Source organism: Enterobacter sp. Ag1, from assembly GCA_000277545.1.
Taxonomy (GTDB): domain Bacteria; phylum Pseudomonadota; class Gammaproteobacteria; order Enterobacterales; family Enterobacteriaceae; genus Cedecea.
In genome coordinates this window covers 97,260-113,258 of record AKXM01000046.1, presented here as the reverse complement: position 1 = coordinate 113,258, position 15,999 = coordinate 97,260, and the positions used below count along the sequence as shown (strand labels likewise).

Sequence of the window (15,999 nt, the reverse complement as noted above, 5' to 3'; positions counted from 1 at the left end):
AATGTTATGTTTCAGCGCAAAGGTTAGGAGCCCTCGATGAAAAAGAAAGACTTTGTGACCCAGGATTTACTGAGCAAAATTTATCAGCACAGCGAACCTGGCCCGCGCAAATTGCCGCCTGAGCGGCAGCTGGCCGAAGAATATGGGGTTTCACGCTTTACCATTCGACAGGCGCTGGAAAAACTGGTCAGCATTGGCGTGGTTTCCATTATTCAAGGGTCCGGGATCTGGATTAACGAGCAGGCCCGCAGCAGTCCGCTGGTGTATAACTCGATTACCGAAAAGTCTTTCGACCGCATTACGTTTCGGCTGATTAGCCTGCATAAAAAGCTGCCCGACCGCGACGAACAGCAGGTTTTTGGCCTCGGCGCCGGGGAGTTTATCTGGCAGTTTTGCCGCCTGCGCCTGGTGGATGGCCAGAAAGTACAGATTGAAACGTCGCGCCTGCCGGCTAAAGATTTCCCCGACCTCAACCAGAAGGCGATAGAAAGCTCTTTGCAGCAATATGTCCTGAGCAAGGGGTTTCGTATTTCGCATTTACTGACCCGCTACCAGGCCGTTGCGGTCAATAAAGAACAGGCCCAACTGCTCGAATGCAAGAAGGGCCAGCCCGCGATGCAAATCAGTAATCGCGGCATTCTGGAAGGGGGACGGGTGTTTGAGATCAGTGATATCGTCGATATCAACTATTCCTGCACCTACGTTATCCCCTTCAACCACGCTAATCTCGCCCGCCGTAAAACGTCTTAAGGCGTGTGGATCGCGCCGTTGGGCAGGCGGCTTTGCGTCCATTCGTGCGGGCGATATTCCACCGGGAAGCGTTCAGCCTGCTGCTGGTCAAACCCCACGCCAATGCCCGATTTTTCCAGCGGATACATATAGCCTTTTTCCGCAGCCGGGGAGCCGGGGAAGACGGCGGCGGTGTTCTCTTTGACGGGAATAAACTCCTGAATCGCCGCGTTATGCAGGTGAATGTTCAGGTGCGTATTCACCGCAACCGCAATCGGCGTCATGTCCGGTGGCCCGTGCCAGGCGAGGCGCACGCCAAAGGCCTGGCAGAGCACCGCCAGTTTTAGCGCCGGGGTGATCCCGCCGATCTGCGAAACGTGGCAGCGAATAAAATCGATGCGGCGGTTCACGATCAGGTCATGCCATTCCGCCGGGTTGTTGAACAGTTCGCCCATCGCCAGCGGCACGGAGGAGTGCTGGCGCACCTGTTCCAGCCACGCGCTTTGCTGCGGCGGCAGAATATCTTCGATAAACCACGGCTGGTAAGGCTCCAGCGCTTTCGCCAGTTGAATGGCCTGCTGGGGGAATAACCGCTCGTGAACGTCGTGCAGGATATGGAAGCGGTGGCCGTATTTCTCACGCAATGCGCGGAACATTTCCACCGTGTTAGCCATGTATTCGTCCTGGTCGTAATACGCGCCGGGCGTGGGATCTTTGGTCTGGTGCATACTCTGAGGCGTGCCGCCATAGAACCCCAGCTGGCAGCGAATGTAGCGGTATCCTTGCGCCAGCAGCTTATCCACTTCCTGATAAAGCCCTGCAAGCGTTTCACTGGCGGCGTGGCTGTAAACGGCGATGGCATCCTTCGATTTGCCGCCCAAAAGCTGGTAAAGCGGCATATTCGCCAGCTGGCCTTTGATGTCCCACAGCGCCATATCCACGCCGGCGATGGCGTTGTTCATGACCGGGCCGTTTCGCCAGTAGGCGTTGACGGTCATCATCTGCCACAGGTCTTCAATGTGGTTGGCGTCGCGGCCAATTAACAGCGGCTTGAGGTATTCATCGACCAGGGTTTTTACCGCCAGCGGCCGCTGCTGGAAGGTGGCGCAGCCGAGGCCGGTGACGCCTTTGTGAGTGGTGACGCGGACCGTGACCAGGTTGTGCCGGTCCGGTTTAGTAATAAAACATTCAATATTTTCGATAATTGTGGGTAGCACGAGAAAGCTCCACCGTCAGGCTGAGATAAACACAGTGAATTAAGTTCTGCTATTACTATCACCCTATTTTTCTCTTCGGGTAAACGCTTTTTTGACTCTTTTTTATTGGTCAGTTATTTCACTTTTAAAGGCCATAAAACCGTACCAATTGCTGTTGTTTTTCTTTTGTTTTAGCTATTTGTGACGATTGTCATGTTTCATTGGTTTGTTTTTGATTTTTCGATTCTCTACCATCGGCGCAGCAACACATAACAATAAACCAACACCGGGGAGTTATTCATGGAGAGTCGTGACGTCATTGCTTCTATTATTCGTCTGGTCGGCGGGACGGATAATATTAATAAAGTCTGGCACTGCATGACGCGTCTGCGTTTCGATTTAATTGATGATAATAAAGTGAACCAGGCGGAGATCAAAAAGCTGCCCGGCGTGCTGGGCGCGCAGACACAAAGCGATCAGTTTCAGATAATCATCGGCCCGCAGGTGAACAGCTGGTATGAGCAACTGACTGCGCTGCTTGGCGGCGCAAAAGAGGCTCCTGCCGCTTCTACTGGCAAGAAAGAGCGTAAGAGCCTGGTGTCGCTGTTTATGGACACGGTTTCCGGCGTTTTTGGCCCGATTGTCCCGGCAATAGCCGGGGCGGGGATGATCAAAGGCCTGCTGGCCGGGCTGGTGGCGCTCAAGCTGATTTCGGCCAAAAGCGATACGGTGATCGTTATCGATCTCATCGCCAGCGGCGTGTTTTATTTCCTGCCGTTTTTCCTCGCGATCTCCGCGGCAAGAATGTTTAAAACTAACGAATACCTCGCGGCGGCGGTGGCGGCCTGCTTCATGTATCCGTCGCTGATTGAGGCGGCGAAAGCGCTGGCCGCGCATCAGGCGGGCGCGGTGGATGCTTTCTATTTTCTGAATGCGATCCCGGTTTCGGTGTTTAACTACGCCTCCAGCGTGATCCCGGTTATTTTCTCGGTGCTGGCGCTGAGCTACATCCACCGCTGGGTGGACAGCATTATGCCTGACGTGCTGAAAACGGTGTTCACCCCGACACTGACGTTATTCATCTCCGCGCTGGTGGCGCTGGTGGTGATCGGCCCGCTGGGGATTTATCTAGGGAAAGGGCTGGCCTGGTTTATTGAAGGGCTGTTCGGGATTTCCGCGAGCTTCGCCGGGCTGGTGGTGGGCGCAATTCGCCCGATAGCGATTCTGACCGGAATGCACCACGCCATGACGCCGATTGCGCTGCAGAACTTTACCGATCGCGGCTATGACATGCTGATGCCGATGATGTTTATGGCCAACATGGCTATCGCCGGGGCGACGTTTGCCATCTGGCGGCAGAGCAAGTCGAAGGCGGATCGTTCGGTGGTGCTCTCTGCCGGGATCTCCGCGCTGCTGGGGATTACCGAACCGGCGCTGTTTGGCGTGTTAACCCGCTACAAGAAAGCGTTTATTGCCGCCACGGTTGCCAGTTCGATTGCGTCGGCCTTCATCGCGTTCTTCGGCGTGCGGCTGTACGGCTATATTCTGTCGAGCATTTTTAGTCTGCCCGCTTATATTGGGCCGTACTTTATCTTTGCCCTGCTGGGCGTGGCGCTGGCGCTGGGACTTTCTTTCGCGCTGACCACCGTGCTGGTGCGTGAGAAAGAGACAAACGCATTCTCGTCGAGTAAAAGCGTGTAAAAACCGCTACTATCGGTTTTTCTCTCGTGCTGAATGATTGGATATGGCTTCTCTGAAAGATGTTGCAACCCTGGCGGGCGTGTCGCTGATGACCGTTTCCAGGGTCATTAATCAGGCTGAACACGTTAGCCCGGCGACCCGGGAGCGGGTACAGCGGGCCATTGATGAGCTGAATTATGTGCCGGACTATTCCGCCAGGAAGATTCGAAGCAAAGGCGTTAAAGCATCGACAATCGGTATTCTGGCGCTGGACACCGCCACCACGCCCTATTCTGTAGAAATACTGTTGGCCATTGAGCAGACTGCACGTGAGCGAGGCTGGAACAGTTTTCTCATTAATATTCTTTCTGCTGACGACGCCGAGCGGGCAGTGAATCAACTCCTGGCTCAGCGGCCGGACGGCATCATTTTTACCTCGATGGGGCTGCGGCACGTTGAGCTCCCTGCGGTACTAAAAAACCACCGGGTGGTGCTGGCCAACTGTATTAGTGATGATGCTGATTTACCGAGTTACATTCCGGATGATTTTAACGGGCAGTACCAGGCCACTCGCCATCTGATTGAGCGGGGATACCGCCGTCCGCTTTGCCTGTGGCTGCCCGAAGAAGCGCTTGCCAGCCGTTCTCGTCAGGATGGATTCGAGCAGGCCTGGCGCGAAGCCGGGCTCGACGTTGAGACTGTGATGCAGTATCACATGCAGTGGGGCGATAGCCATTATCCTGAATTGGCTGGGCTTGTTCTGGCACATTGCCAGCAGGGAAAAGCGGATTTCGATGTGCTGGTGTGCGGTAATGACCGCATCGCTTTTGTGGCCTGGCAGACGCTGTTGGCGCAGGGCGTGGCAATTCCTGAGCAGGTGGCTGTGCTTGGATTCGATAATCAGATAGGGATCGGTGATTTGTTCCTTCCGCCGCTGACGACGGTTCAGTTGCCGCATGACGCGATTGGTCGCCAGGCGGCATTGCATTTAATTGACGGGTTGACCCGCAGCGGCATCCAGCGGCTGCCTTGCCCGCTGGTCAAGCGCGTTTCGCTATAGCGCGTTCAATTGCCACAGCGTGCCGCCCCGGCATAAGGCTTTCCCGTGACTGGCAAACAGTTCCAGTTGACGTTCCCCTGGCTGCGGGTAGAGGCGGCTGCTGAGACAATATTCGCCTTGGTTAACAAAGACTTCGATGGAAGAGCGATCGATAAAAATCCGCAGATGCAGGTCGCCTTTTTCCGATAACGGCACGCTGCGATTGCCGTCCAACTGCGCGTCCTGATAGCCGCGTGACAGCACCAGACGCTGCGTCAACGCATCGACAAACAGCTCACAACCCTGTCCAAGGCGAATACCGTAGCGTTCAGCCGTGCTTTGCCCGGCTTCCCAGGCTATCTCTAACTCCACGGCTTCTGCATTCGGGTGCAGCATCAGCTCTTGCGTATCCAGCACGCAGGGCAGCACTAATTGCTCCCCGGTGCGGAGCGTTGCCAGTTCGTGAACCGGATTTTGGTAGAGTTTGCCGTTTGGCATCACGCACAGCTCGCGCGGCACGGTAAGGCAACCCGCCCAGCCTTCGCGTTTAGAAGGCATGGGAGATTCCCACATGTCCATCCATCCCAGCACGATGCGGCGGCCATCTTCGGCGACAAAGGACTGCGGGGCGTAAAAATCGTGGCCGTGATCCATCTCTTCAAACGGCTGATAAACGGTGAAGCCTTTCCCCGGTTGCCATCGCCCACGCAAATAGCCGCTCTGGAACAGGTTCTGATAAGCCAGGCCTTTAGCCTTGATGCCCTGCGGGGAAAACATCAGGATCTGGCTGTTTCCGAGCGGAAAGAAATCCGGGCATTCCCACATATAACCCATATCCGCGTTGGCTTCTGCGAGAATGCGATCTAACTGCCAGTCACGAAGTGAATTGCCTCGATAAAGTAATACTTTGCCTCGATCGTGCTCGTCCCGGGCGCCAATGACCATCCACCAGGTGCCCTCCTGTTGCCATACCTTCGGATCGCGGAAATGCATGATGCCGGGCGGTGGGGTGAGAATGACGCCTTGTTTCTTAAAGTGAACCCCGTCTTCGCTGGTGGCGAGACATTGCACCTGGCGTATAGCGCTGTCATTGCCCGCACCTTCCAGCCAGATATGCCCGGTGTAAATCAGCGAGAGCACGCCGTTATCGTCCACCGCGCTGCCGGAGAAGCAGCCATCGCGATCCCATTCGTCCCCCGGCGCCAGCGCAATGGGCTGATGTTCCCAGCGAACCATATCCCGGCTGGTGGCATGCCCCCAATGCATTGGCCCCCAGTTTTGATCGAACGGGTGGTGCTGATAGAAGGCGTGGTAAAGGCCATTGTGATAAATCAGGCCGTTAGGATCGTTCATCCAGCCTGCGGGTGGGGCCAGATGATAGAGCGGATAAAAGGCGTTGCCGCGCGCTGTTTGCAGAGTTTCTAAGGCGGATTGCGCCTTGTTCAGTGGGGTATTCATAGCATTACCTGGTGGTCAGATTTAAAGAAGGATGTTCGTTCCCGGGGGTTGAGTCTTTGAGCAGAAAAGCGGATATCAGCGTGAGTGCCAGAACCAGTCCGGCCAGAATCATGTAGGTGTCTGCGAAGCCTAGCTGGTCGTAGCCGCGCCCCACCAGTGGAGAAAGTACGGTGGCACAGATTGACGTTATAAACTGGAAGCCCACCAGATACAGCGTGGCGGAGAGTCGCTGATCGAACTGCGTGGTGATGTACTTAAACATTGAAATAAGCAGGATAGGAAGCTCAACGGCGTGCAATAGCTTCATGCAGGAGATGGTCAGCGGATCGCTTGCCATCCCGGAGCCAAAAATACGCATCGCCATGATCAGGCCGCTGAGCAGCAAACCGCGTTTGGCACCGATGCGGTTAACCAGCATTGGGGCGAGAAACATTCCGCCCGCTTCCAGAAAGACCTGGAAAGAGTTGAGAAAACCAAACATTTCGTTGCCGCGCTGTACGTCGTTAAACAGCGAGGCGAAATAAACCGGGAACTGCTGATCGTATACGTTGTAGACGCTGACGCCGCAAACGAAAAGGACCAGCGCCCAGAAGCGAGAGAGCTTCAGCAGCCCGAAGGCATCGGTCAGCGTAAGGGCGCTGGCTTTGCCGTATTCCAGTTCGCTGAGGGCGTTGGGTTGCATATCGCGCATGCGCCACAGCAACAGCAGAAACAGGCAGGCAGAGGCGCTACCCATCCAAAAATTCAGCTGTGGATCGAGATTAAAGAGCAGCCCGGCAAAAAATGTAGCGCCAGCCCAGCCTAAAGAGCCCCACATGCGTGACTTGCCGTATTCAAAGCCAACGATGCGGCTGACGCGCTCGGTATAGGACTCCAGCGCACCAATCCCGGCGAAGAAGGTTGCCCCGACATAAAGCCCGACGCTGATAGCACCTGCGGCAATATTTATCTGGAGCAAGGGCGTGCAGACGAAGATAAACCAGGGGCCGCTTATCAGAAGCAGGACGCCTATCACCCACAGCAGCGATTTACGAAGCCCCAGTTTGTCCTGAACAAAGCCGTACAGCGGCTGGGCACACAGGGCGGTAAAGGCGATGATGGAGAAGATCAGCCCGGTTTCCGCTCCTTTCAGGCCGATTTTCTGGTTCAGCCAGAGGGCGATCAGTGAAAACGCCGATGACCAGGTCCAGAAAAAGGTAAACAGCAGCCCGCTCAGGATCAGATAGTGGTGTTTATTGCGTTTGGTCAGTGCCATGTGTGCAGTCTCTGAATGCTTGAATGACTGTATTGTTAACGTTAACTTTTGGCTGGGAGAAGAGCGTAAGCTTCATAAATGTGATGTTAATCGCAATAGTTAACGTTAACAATGTGGTTTTGTGATCCAGATTGGATCATCAGCGAAAGAGGGAAATTAGAGGGTGGCCCGATGCAGAGCATCGGGCGTTCATCAGGGCGGATCAGCGGCGATGGGCCAGGCGGCGAACTAAATGGTCGCCGAGGCTTTGCACCAGATGCACCATTACAATCAGGATGATGACGGTCCCGACCATGACCTGGTTGTTAAAGCGCTGGTAGCCGTAGCGAATCGCCAGGTCGCCCAGGCCGCCGCCGCCGATAACACCGGCCATTGAAGAGAAGCCGATCAGCATCACTATTGTCAGCGTGATGCCCGCCAGAATGGCAGGGAGCGCCTCGGGCAGCAGCACTTTACTCACCACATGCCAGGCGTTGCCGCCCATCGACAGAATGGCTTCAATCCGGCCTTTGTCTACCTCATCCAGCGCGCTTTCGACCACGCGGGCGAAGAAGGGGAAGGCGCCGATGGTGATGGGCACCACAGCGGCAGTGCTGCCGAGCGTGGTGCCGACGATAATGCGGGTCAGCGGGATCAGCGCGATAAGCAGGACAATAAACGGCAACGAGCGCCCCACGTTAATGATGCTGCCGAGTACCTGATTCAGGCGGGGCGCGGGCAATACTGCATCCCGGCGAGTCAGGAACAGCAGGACGCCGAGCGGCAGCCCAATCAGTACGGTAAACAGCCCGGCCAGGCCCACCATGTAAAGCGTGTCGAGGGTGCCGTCCAGCAGGAGCGGCCAAAGATCTTCCCAACTCATGCTACTTCGCATAAGACTCTCCCTTCCACGCCGTGGCGGCGTAAGAACTCGCGTTCGGCCTCTGCGTCGTGCAGCAGCGAAGTGCGTAACCTGGAGAACGGGTCGACTAATCGTTCAGACAGCGGGCCGCTTTCGATTAATTGGCCGTGCTCCAGCAGCGCCGCGTGATCGCAGATGGCTTTGACGACTTCCAGTTGATGGGTGATCAGTACGATCGTCAGCCCAAGCTGGCGGTTGATGTCCGCCAGCAGGGCCAGTATTGACGCGGTCGTGTCAGGATCCAGCGCGCTGGTGGCCTCATCGCAGAGCAGGATTTCCGGGTGGGCGGCCAGCGCCCGGGCAATGCCAACGCGCTGTTTTTGCCCGCCGGAAAGCTGGGAGGGAAAGGCTTTGGCTTTGTCGCTCAGGCCCACAAGATTCAGCAGCTCGGCAACGCGCTTTTGGCGAGCCTCACGCGGTGTGCCGGAGATTTCCAGCGGCACGGCAACGTTGTCCTCCACGCTGCGGGCGTGAATCAGGTTGAAATGCTGGAACACCATGCCGGTGCGCTGGCGGTGCTGGCGCAGCTCGCGCTGGTTAAAAGTGGTGATGTCCCGGTCATTCATGATAATGCGGCCCGAGGTGGGCCGCTCCAGCAGATTGAGACAGCGAATAAGCGTACTTTTCCCGGCGCCGCTGCGGCCCAGAATGCCGTAAATAGCGCCATCCGGGACCACAAGGTTAATGTCATCCAGCGCCGGTCGGCCTTCTCCGGCGTACACTTTGCTCAGCCGCTCAAGGGCGATCATGACTTAGTCTCTACCGGGATCACCGAGCCGTTGTACTGCTTGCGAATGAACTCGGCCACCTGAGGGGATTCAAGGTCTTTCGCCAGCTGTTTGATGCGCGGGTCGTTTTCCAGATTCGGGTTGGTGACCAGAATGTTGGCGTAAGGGTTATGGGTGGCGCTTTCCAGGCCAAGGGAGTCTTTGGCCGGGCTGAGTCCGGCCTCCAGCGCATAGTTGCCGTTGATCACGCCCAGGCCTACGTCATCCAGCGAACGGGGAATCTGCGGGGATTCAACTTCCAGGATTTTCAGCTTCTTCGGGTTGCTGGCAATGTCTTTGGGCGTTGCCTGGTTGGTGGCGGCGTCCTTAAATTCCGGTTTGAGGGTGATCAGGCCCTTGTCCTGGAGCAGGTAAAGGGCACGACTGAGGTTGGTGACGTTGTTCGGCACCGCGATGGTTGTGCCTTCCGGGATGGATTTCAGGTCTTTGTATTTGTGCGAGTAGATGCCCAGCGGTTCGATATGTACCGTGGCGGCAACGACAAATTTCTTGCCGAGCGCTTTCTCCTGGTCACGTAGATAAGGCACATGCTGGAAGTAGTTGGCATCGACGTCGCCGTTCGCCAGCAGTTCGTTGGCGTTAACGCCGTTGCTCAGTTCGACGACCTTCAGCTTGAGATTAGGGTCGAGTTTTTGCACAAAGGCGAGGATTTCCGCATGCGGGACCGGATCTGCCGCGACGCGCAGCGCATCTGCGGCCTGTGCCGCGAAAGCCAGAGACAGTGACAGCGCAACGCCAGCCAATTTAAAAGCGGTCTTTTTCATCATTATTTTCCTTTTGTTTTAATGTGTTATTAAGCGATCAGTTCACTGCTGTTACGAAGGACATCCGGGTAATAGCGCTCCGCCACGTCAGGGTGTGAGCGCAGGCGGCCTTTCAGATAGTTCCAGCCCACGTCGCGCAGCAGCGGGTTTTGCGGGTCGCTTTCTGGCCCCTGGGCTTCGCGGGCCAGCGATTCCGGGAGCTGATAAACCGGCACGACGGCGTTGAGCTGTGCGCCAAGGAAGAAGGCGATGGACAGACGTTCTTCATCCTGAGGAGGAGAAACCACGCGGTGGACGGTGGCTCGCAGGTAGCCGTTGGTGGCCAGCTCCAGCAGTTCGCCAATGTTGACCACAAAGCTGCCCGGCAGCGGCTGGGCATCGACCCAGTTGTCCGGCGAGACTTCGACCTGCAGGCCTTTTTTCTCGTCCTGTAGCAGGAAGCTCAGGAAGCCGGAGTCTTTATGAGCGCCCACGCCCTGGCTGCTCTGCGTGGCAGACTGCCCAGGATAGCGAATCAGTTTGATGTGTTCGTTGGGCAGGTTGCCGTAAAGGTCGTCAAAGGCATCGACCGGCAGGCTAAGGGCTTCGGCAAAGGTGCGCAGCAGTTTTAACGCCACCGCGGTCATTTCGCTTTGCCACTGTAAAAGCGTGGGCTTGAGTTCTGGCCTGGCGGTCGGCCAGAGGTTTGGCCCCTGCAGGCGACGCCACGCCGGGGCGTATTCATCCGGCGGCAATGCATTGCGCTCTGCGCCGAGGTCAAACTGTTCGCGCCAGTCGGGCTGGCCGCGGGTAAGTTCGCTGGCGGCGCGGTTGTAGCCACGGAAATGCGGCGAGTGGATCATCGCCACCTGCTGTTTTTCATCGTCAGGGAGGGCAAAGAAGCTGCGGGCTTCATCCTGGACCGCCTGCTGCAGGTCAGGGCTGATACCGTGGTTGATCAGGTAGAAAAAGCCAATTTCTCGCGCGGCGTAGCGCAGCTGGCTGAGGAAGGCCGAACGGTCAGTTTCGCTGCCGCTCAGCTGGGAAAGGTCAAGAATCGGCAGTGCCAGGCCTGGATTGGTGCTCATAGTTTACTCCGGTCAATAAAGTCTTAGAAAAGGCGGTCGGGTTGAGTTCGGCACAACAGCGGCACAGCATCATGGCAATGTCCTTCTGGATACGGTCGGGTAGCGTTAGCGCTTACCTTGCCGCAATCAAAAAACCTCGCCCAATATTGTTATCTTCTAAGGTATGACCCGGTGGGGTTCTAAGCATTTGCGGAAACGAGAAAAGTCTAATCATTGCAAAATATTTCAATGAATAGGGGTAACTTATGGATTTCACTGAGGCTTCATTACATTTAGAAATAGTTAACGAGCAGTTAAGTTATGGCGGCAGTTAAGTTTATGGGTTTTATGCCGAAGAGGTTGCTAAGCGTTTCGCTTTCTACCCCCAGGTGTCTTCATCATGCTAAAAACTACACAATCCCGATTTATTACCTCTTTATGTTTGTTTTTCATGTTGTTAATTGCTGTCACTTCGCTGGTGATTCACTTTTTTGTGACGCCGCAGCTGAAGCGCAATGAAACCCAACTGATTCGCTTCGAAGTGGATAACGTGGCGGTCAATATTACCGAGCAGATGAACCGGGTGCAGGCGCAGATGCGCAGCATTACCCAGTCCGTGTCTGCGATGCAAAGCGATGATATTAATAAGTTATTACCGACGCTGGTGGATCAGTACCAGGATGTGAACGTGTTTGGCGGCGGCATCTGGCCTCTGCCGGAAAAACGCGAGGCGGGGCGCAATAAGTTCAGCACTTTCTTTGCCCGCAACGGCAGCAATAAACTTGAAGAAAATACCTACTGGAACTCGGATGCCGCGCCTAACTACTACGAGCAGGTGTGGTACAAAGCCGGGCTGGCTTCTCCGGCAGGGCAATGTGCCTGGGCGAACGCCTACCAGGATGACGCCAGCCCCCAGCCAAGGACTAACTGCGCCATGGCGATTACCAAAGAGGGGCAGCCGTGGGGCGTGGCAACCATCGACGTGACGCTGGGCTTCTTTAATCAGCTGGCCAAACAGATGAGCGAGGCGGTGAAAGGCCAGGTGCTGATCATCGAAGCTGACGGGAAAGTTGTCGGTAACGCGGATCAGATTGGCAAAACGGCGGGCTTAAAGAATCTTTCTGAGCTGAGCGGCTCGCTGCCAATGGCGAAAGCGGTTGAGGCAATGCTGCCTGGTTTTAATGCCGGCCAGAGCGGTGAGAATGAATACGATAACGATGGCACGTCGCACACCGTTATTTTGCAGACGGTAAAAGGCAGCCCGTGGATTCTGGCGGTTGACCTGCCAACTGCGCTGCTGACCAAACAAACGGACGCGATTCTGCTTCGCCTTGGCATGGTGCAGATCCCGATGGCGATCGTTTTGCTCGGGATCCTGGTGCTGTTTGTTCGCAATATGATGCGCCGCCTGGGCGATCTTAACCACAACATCAGCCGCCTTTCCGCCGGCGGTGCCGACCTGACGCAGCGCCTTGAGCCAACCAGCAGCCCGGAATTTAACGCCATTATCGACAGTTTTAACGGCGTGATTAGTTACCTGCAAACCATGCTGCGGCAGGTTGGGGATAGCGCCAGGGCCATTTCTTCGGCCTCTCATCAGATTGCGACGGGCAACCAGGATCTATCCGCCCGCACCGAAGATCAGGCCAGTTCGATTGAGCAAACGGCGGCCTCGATGGAGGAGCTGACCAGCACCGTTCGCCAGAATGCCGACAACGCCGCCCACGCCAACGAGCTGGCGCGCGAAGCGTCCAGCGTGGCGGTGAAAGGGGGAGAAGTGGTGAAGCAGGTCGTCAGCACGATGAATGCTATTCAGATTTCTTCCGGCAAAGTGGTGGATATTATCAGCGTGATTGACAGCATCGCTTTCCAGACCAATATCCTGGCGCTCAACGCCGCTGTTGAGGCCGCCCGAGCCGGTGAGCAGGGCAGAGGTTTTGCGGTTGTGGCTTCTGAGGTTCGCAGCCTGGCTCAGCGCTCTGCGCAATCGGCACGGGAAATTAAAGCGCTGATCGAAAATTCGGTGAGCAATGTGAATCTGGGGACTGAGCTGGTTAATCAGGCTGGCAGCACCATGGAAGAGCTGACTCAGGGCGTGCGTAACGTGACGACGCTGATGGCCGAAATTATGTCTTCCAGCCGCGAGCAGAGCACCGGCATTGAGCAGGTGAATCTGGCGATTAATCAGCTGGATAGCACCACGCAGCAGAACGCCGCGCTGGTCCAGGAAGTCTCTTCCGCCTCGCATTCGATGGCGGAACAATCCACTCAGCTTGAGCGTGTAGTCGCCGGATTTAAACTCTAATCACAGCGGGCACCCAGGCGGTGCCCGTTTCTTTTTGGCCTACCTTCCCGTTGAAACCCCGCTTGCAATTTGCCCAATCATCTTTTATTTTATTGTTACGTTATAACATATCGGAATAATTTTTATGCAGCGCGATATCCATCCGTTTTACCGGACCGTGGTGTTTCACGACACCAGCGTAAATGAATATTTTAAAGTGGGCTCGACGATCAAAACCGACCGCGAGATTGAGCTGGACGGGGTGACTTACCCCTACGTGACGATCGAAGTCTCTTCTGCTTCACATCCTCATTACACCGGCAAACAGAAAGTCTTCGTCAATGAAGGCGGCCCGGCGCGCTTCCAGCAGCGTTTTGGCAAGTTCTTTGGCGGGAAGGAGTCTTAAGAAATGCAGGTATTGAATTCACTTCGCAGTGCAAAACAGCGCCACCCCGATTGCCAGATTGTGAAGCGTAAGGGGCGGCTGTATGTGATTTGCAAATCTAATCCGCGTTTTAAAGCGGTGCAGGGACGGAAGAAACGTCGCTAGCGGTTATCGCTCACCCGCAGGTTGCTGGCGGGTGAGTGAGAAGACATCATAAAACGACAGTTCCCCTTTGCGGTTGAGCATTTTGTGCAACAAAGATTTTTGCTCTTCATCCACGCCTGGGGAGTTAAGAATTTCATCGATCAGCGCCGTGGGCACGTTGCGGGTGTTGTACCATTCGCCGTTATAGCAAACGCGCAGGTCGAGAACGTCAATATCGCTGTAGCGGTAGCGAGGGTTGACGTCAAAGAAGAAAAACGCGTTCATCAGCGCGAACAGCACGACCAGCAGCCATACTGAGCCCGCCAGGGTTTCTGATTCCAGCATTACCCACATTGTGGCAAACCAGCCGATATACATGCCGATAAATAATCCGGGATGCTTGCGGATAAAACTGATACTGAAGCGCGGGCGGTTATCGCGCTTTTCAGTTTCATTCAGATGTTCGATGGTATTGGTAAGCAGGCGCTGAATTTCTGACATGGTGTGCCTTCTAAGTTCTCTGTTTCGGTTGTACGCGTGGCCAGACTATTTTAAGAACCAGGGACCAGGCAAAAAAGTAACAGATAAGCCAAAAATAACCATAACAGTTAACAAGCCTGACCGACTTAAAGTGTCTTAATGATACGGGCCGGGTTACCCACCACAACGCAGTTGGCTGGAATATCTCTGGTCACTACCGAGCCTGAACCCACCACCACATTATCACCAATGGTGACGCCCGGATTAATAACCGCGCGTCCGCCAATCCAGACGTTATTGCCAATTGTCACCGGCTTGCCAAGTTCGACGCCGCTATTTCGTGTTTCTGCATCCAGGGGATGGGTCGCGGTATAAATATGAACGCCAGGTGCCAGCATACAGTTGTCACCAATGCGAATAGGACAAGGGTCCAGCATGACGCATTCAAAATTGGCGTAGAAGTTTTTACCCAGGTAGATGTTGTAGCCATAGTCGCAGCGGAAAGTGGGTTCGATGTAAGCCCCTTCGCTCTGGCCAAGCAGCTCGGCGAGGATCTCATCGCGGTACGCCTGTTCGTCCGGCGAACTTTGGTTGTAGCGATGCAGCAGTTGGCGTGCTTTGTGGCTCTCCAGCTGCAGGGTTTCGTCTCCAGGCCGGTATAGCTCTCCGGCAATCATTTTACGCTTTTCTTCACTCATCACGGGTTCCCTCTTCAGTGGCCTGCAAGGCTACCTGAATTTCGGAAGAAAAGAGTGGGTATCGTTCCCCGAGCGTGATGGACCTCACGTCGCAGACTGCGGCGCGGAAGGTTAGCGTTGAGGAGTGCTGGCGGTATTTCGCTGGCTGGTTAACGGGCGTTAATCCAAACCTGTGTAACATCGACTGAGACAAACCAGACAATAACAGAAGATAAAATGTGATTTTAAATATTATTTAATAAGACAGCTATTAACGAATAAATTTCCACACTGAGGGTGGGATTTTATCATACAGTTTATTCATCGTCAGTTCTGCAAGACGGTGGTCGGCTGCTGAATAAAATACCGCCAGTTCATTATCTGATAATTCATATTTATTTTTTTCTATTACGCGTTCCAGCGTATCAATTGTCTGACAACGCCGCAGGCGCATCAAATAATCGGTCTTAGTGAGCTTGGTAGTCATAAATTCGCCTTAAGTATTTTAATATTTTTAGAACGAGTGGCTTACTGGGTTAGCGCGACTCTCACTGATGAAACATCTGAACAAGCGATTCCCTGATTTACGCCACCGCTGCAAGTCCTGTGCGTTAATGCCGTAATTGCTAAATAACATGAAAGTATCGTCCAGGTATTCATCAATCTGTTCAATCAATTTGCTCTCATCTGGATACTTAATCTTATAATTAAGCGCCGATGCTGCAATGTGCTCAATCAATTCATTCAACTGCAGATTAATGGCCGACGTAGGATCATTAACCCACCCATGATTGCTCTCACCAAGATTGGTCAGACAATCGTGATACAGACTCTCACAGAGGAACTTAAGCTGCGCGATGTCGTGCCGCTTTGGTGAGTATTCGTCCATAGTGCTGCCCCTTTTATCGGTAAACCAAATGATAAACACAACGGGTTGGGGTGGACACACCTGAAGAGGTGAAGAACTGTTGCCACGATTATTACATGTGCTGTAACTATAAATCAATATTGCCTGGATTTCATGCGGCTCTAACGAAAAATTACAATTAAGTTAAAAAAGGAGAATACGTTACTAAATGTGAATTAAAACTTTAGTATGAATTTTAACTTAAATTCTCAGGCAGTCATTAACCCATAATCGGTAATATTTATAACTTTCAGCTGGTTAATCCA

Annotated in this window: 17 protein-coding genes; 6 read left to right on the top strand and 11 right to left on the bottom strand. The window is 54.4% G+C overall.

The genetic code is table 11. From position 1 onward, the window contains the following. Positions 1–36: 36 nt before the first annotated feature. Positions 37–750: a GntR family transcriptional regulator gene (locus A936_RS18155; RefSeq protein WP_008460334.1), complete on the top strand. Its 714-nt coding sequence runs from the start codon at positions 37–39 to the stop codon at positions 748–750. Here A936_RS18155 and A936_RS18150 read toward each other — a convergent pair. Beyond that, complete coding sequence (locus tag A936_RS18150) at positions 747–1,946, bottom strand: enolase C-terminal domain-like protein (protein ID WP_008460333.1); 1,200 nt, start codon at positions 1,944–1,946, stop codon at positions 747–749. The genes A936_RS18155 and A936_RS18150 overlap by 4 nt on opposite strands. A gap of 279 nt (positions 1,947–2,225) precedes the next feature. Here A936_RS18150 and A936_RS18145 point away from each other — a divergent pair, with 279 nt between their 5' ends. Next, a complete protein-coding gene (locus tag A936_RS18145) occupies positions 2,226–3,626 on the top strand; it encodes a PTS transporter subunit EIIC (RefSeq protein WP_008460332.1) in 1,401 nt (466 codons plus the stop codon). Positions 3,627–3,669: 43 nt separating this feature from the next. After that, the gene (locus A936_RS18140) at positions 3,670–4,665 is read left to right on the top strand and encodes a LacI family DNA-binding transcriptional regulator (protein WP_008460330.1); all 996 of its coding nucleotides are present in this window, start codon (positions 3,670–3,672) and stop codon (positions 4,663–4,665) included. Here the strand turns inward: A936_RS18140 and A936_RS18135 are convergent. The 6 genes from A936_RS18135 to A936_RS18110 all read right to left on the bottom strand — a co-directional run bounded on the left by A936_RS18135 (position 4,660) and on the right by A936_RS18110 (position 10,877). Further along, positions 4,660–6,102, bottom strand: a complete 1,443-nt coding sequence (locus A936_RS18135; protein ID WP_008460329.1) for a glycoside hydrolase family 32 protein — start codon at positions 6,100–6,102, stop codon at positions 4,660–4,662. The two genes, A936_RS18140 and A936_RS18135, sit on opposite strands and share 6 nt — an antisense overlap. Positions 6,103–6,106: 4 nt before the next feature. Next, on the bottom strand, positions 6,107–7,357 hold the full coding sequence (locus A936_RS18130; protein ID WP_008460328.1) for an oligosaccharide MFS transporter: 1,251 nt from the start codon (positions 7,355–7,357) through the stop codon (positions 6,107–6,109). A gap of 202 nt (positions 7,358–7,559) precedes the next feature. Continuing rightward, on the bottom strand, positions 7,560–8,219 hold the full coding sequence (locus tag A936_RS18125) for a methionine ABC transporter permease (protein WP_166864839.1): 660 nt from the start codon (positions 8,217–8,219) through the stop codon (positions 7,560–7,562). Then, positions 8,216–9,007 (bottom strand): methionine ABC transporter ATP-binding protein, encoded by a 792-nt coding sequence (locus A936_RS18120; RefSeq protein WP_008460326.1) that lies wholly within the window; start codon positions 9,005–9,007, stop codon positions 8,216–8,218. Before A936_RS18120 ends, A936_RS18125 begins: the two co-directional genes overlap by 4 nt. Beyond that, positions 9,004–9,810 carry a MetQ/NlpA family ABC transporter substrate-binding protein gene (locus A936_RS18115; RefSeq protein ID WP_008460325.1) on the bottom strand — a complete coding sequence of 269 codons (807 nt, stop codon included), beginning with the start codon at positions 9,808–9,810 and terminating at the stop codon, positions 9,004–9,006. The genes A936_RS18120 and A936_RS18115 overlap by 4 nt, the downstream gene beginning before the upstream one ends. A gap of 29 nt (positions 9,811–9,839) precedes the next feature. Then, a complete protein-coding gene (locus A936_RS18110; protein WP_008460324.1) occupies positions 9,840–10,877 on the bottom strand; it encodes an isopenicillin N synthase family dioxygenase in 1,038 nt (345 codons plus the stop codon). 379 nt (positions 10,878–11,256) lie between these two features. On the opposite strand from A936_RS18110, the gene A936_RS18105 reads away from it, so the two are divergent. The 3 genes from A936_RS18105 (at position 11,257) to ykgO (ending at position 13,690) form a co-directional block, all read left to right on the top strand. Continuing rightward, the gene (locus A936_RS18105; RefSeq protein ID WP_008460321.1) at positions 11,257–13,161 is read left to right on the top strand and encodes a methyl-accepting chemotaxis protein; all 1,905 of its coding nucleotides are present in this window, start codon (positions 11,257–11,259) and stop codon (positions 13,159–13,161) included. A 124-nt stretch (positions 13,162–13,285) separates the two neighbouring features. After that, complete coding sequence (locus tag A936_RS18100) at positions 13,286–13,546, top strand: type B 50S ribosomal protein L31 (RefSeq protein ID WP_008460319.1); 261 nt, start codon at positions 13,286–13,288, stop codon at positions 13,544–13,546. A gap of 3 nt (positions 13,547–13,549) precedes the next feature. Continuing rightward, positions 13,550–13,690 (top strand): type B 50S ribosomal protein L36, encoded by a 141-nt coding sequence (ykgO, locus tag A936_RS22995; protein ID WP_003859006.1) that lies wholly within the window; start codon positions 13,550–13,552, stop codon positions 13,688–13,690. A 3-nt stretch (positions 13,691–13,693) separates the two neighbouring features. Here ykgO and A936_RS18095 read toward each other — a convergent pair whose 3' ends face one another. The 4 genes from A936_RS18095 to tomB form a co-directional block, all read right to left on the bottom strand. Further along, positions 13,694–14,170 (bottom strand): YlaC family protein, encoded by a 477-nt coding sequence (locus A936_RS18095; protein WP_008460303.1) that lies wholly within the window; start codon positions 14,168–14,170, stop codon positions 13,694–13,696. A gap of 125 nt (positions 14,171–14,295) precedes the next feature. Then, entirely contained in the window at positions 14,296–14,847 is a 552-nt protein-coding gene (gene maa, locus A936_RS18090) for a maltose O-acetyltransferase (protein ID WP_008460300.1), read from the bottom strand. A 250-nt stretch (positions 14,848–15,097) separates the two neighbouring features. After that, positions 15,098–15,313 (bottom strand): hemolysin expression-modulating protein Hha, encoded by a 216-nt coding sequence (hha, locus tag A936_RS18085; RefSeq protein ID WP_008460299.1) that lies wholly within the window; start codon positions 15,311–15,313, stop codon positions 15,098–15,100. A gap of 27 nt (positions 15,314–15,340) precedes the next feature. Beyond that, the gene (gene tomB, locus A936_RS18080) at positions 15,341–15,715 is read right to left on the bottom strand and encodes an Hha toxicity modulator TomB (RefSeq protein ID WP_008460297.1); all 375 of its coding nucleotides are present in this window, start codon (positions 15,713–15,715) and stop codon (positions 15,341–15,343) included. Between the last annotated feature and the right edge of the window lie 284 nt (positions 15,716–15,999).

What these genes read in the sequence shown, in the direction of transcription:
- A936_RS18155 (WP_008460334.1), top strand. Translation starts at nt 37, where the DNA reads ATGAAAAAGAAAGACTTTGTGACCCAGGATTTACTGAGCAAAATTTAT.
- A936_RS18145 (WP_008460332.1), top strand. Translation starts at nt 2,226, where the DNA reads ATGGAGAGTCGTGACGTCATTGCTTCTATTATTCGTCTGGTCGGCGGG.
- A936_RS18140 (WP_008460330.1), top strand. Translation starts at nt 3,670, where the DNA reads ATGGCTTCTCTGAAAGATGTTGCAACCCTGGCGGGCGTGTCGCTGATG.
- A936_RS18135 (WP_008460329.1), bottom strand. Translation starts at nt 6,102, where the DNA reads ATGAATACCCCACTGAACAAGGCGCAATCCGCCTTAGAAACTCTGCAA.
- A936_RS18130 (WP_008460328.1), bottom strand. Translation starts at nt 7,357, where the DNA reads ATGGCACTGACCAAACGCAATAAACACCACTATCTGATCCTGAGCGGG.
- A936_RS18125 (WP_166864839.1), bottom strand. Translation starts at nt 8,219, where the DNA reads ATGAGTTGGGAAGATCTTTGGCCGCTCCTGCTGGACGGCACCCTCGAC.
- A936_RS18120 (WP_008460326.1), bottom strand. Translation starts at nt 9,007, where the DNA reads ATGATCGCCCTTGAGCGGCTGAGCAAAGTGTACGCCGGAGAAGGCCGA.
- A936_RS18115 (WP_008460325.1), bottom strand. Translation starts at nt 9,810, where the DNA reads ATGAAAAAGACCGCTTTTAAATTGGCTGGCGTTGCGCTGTCACTGTCT.
- A936_RS18110 (WP_008460324.1), bottom strand. Translation starts at nt 10,877, where the DNA reads ATGAGCACCAATCCAGGCCTGGCACTGCCGATTCTTGACCTTTCCCAG.
- A936_RS18105 (WP_008460321.1), top strand. Translation starts at nt 11,257, where the DNA reads ATGCTAAAAACTACACAATCCCGATTTATTACCTCTTTATGTTTGTTT.
- A936_RS18100 (WP_008460319.1), top strand. Translation starts at nt 13,286, where the DNA reads ATGCAGCGCGATATCCATCCGTTTTACCGGACCGTGGTGTTTCACGAC.
- ykgO (WP_003859006.1), top strand. Translation starts at nt 13,550, where the DNA reads ATGCAGGTATTGAATTCACTTCGCAGTGCAAAACAGCGCCACCCCGAT.
- A936_RS18095 (WP_008460303.1), bottom strand. Translation starts at nt 14,170, where the DNA reads ATGTCAGAAATTCAGCGCCTGCTTACCAATACCATCGAACATCTGAAT.
- maa (WP_008460300.1), bottom strand. Translation starts at nt 14,847, where the DNA reads ATGAGTGAAGAAAAGCGTAAAATGATTGCCGGAGAGCTATACCGGCCT.
- hha (WP_008460299.1), bottom strand. Translation starts at nt 15,313, where the DNA reads ATGACTACCAAGCTCACTAAGACCGATTATTTGATGCGCCTGCGGCGT.
- tomB (WP_008460297.1), bottom strand. Translation starts at nt 15,715, where the DNA reads ATGGACGAATACTCACCAAAGCGGCACGACATCGCGCAGCTTAAGTTC.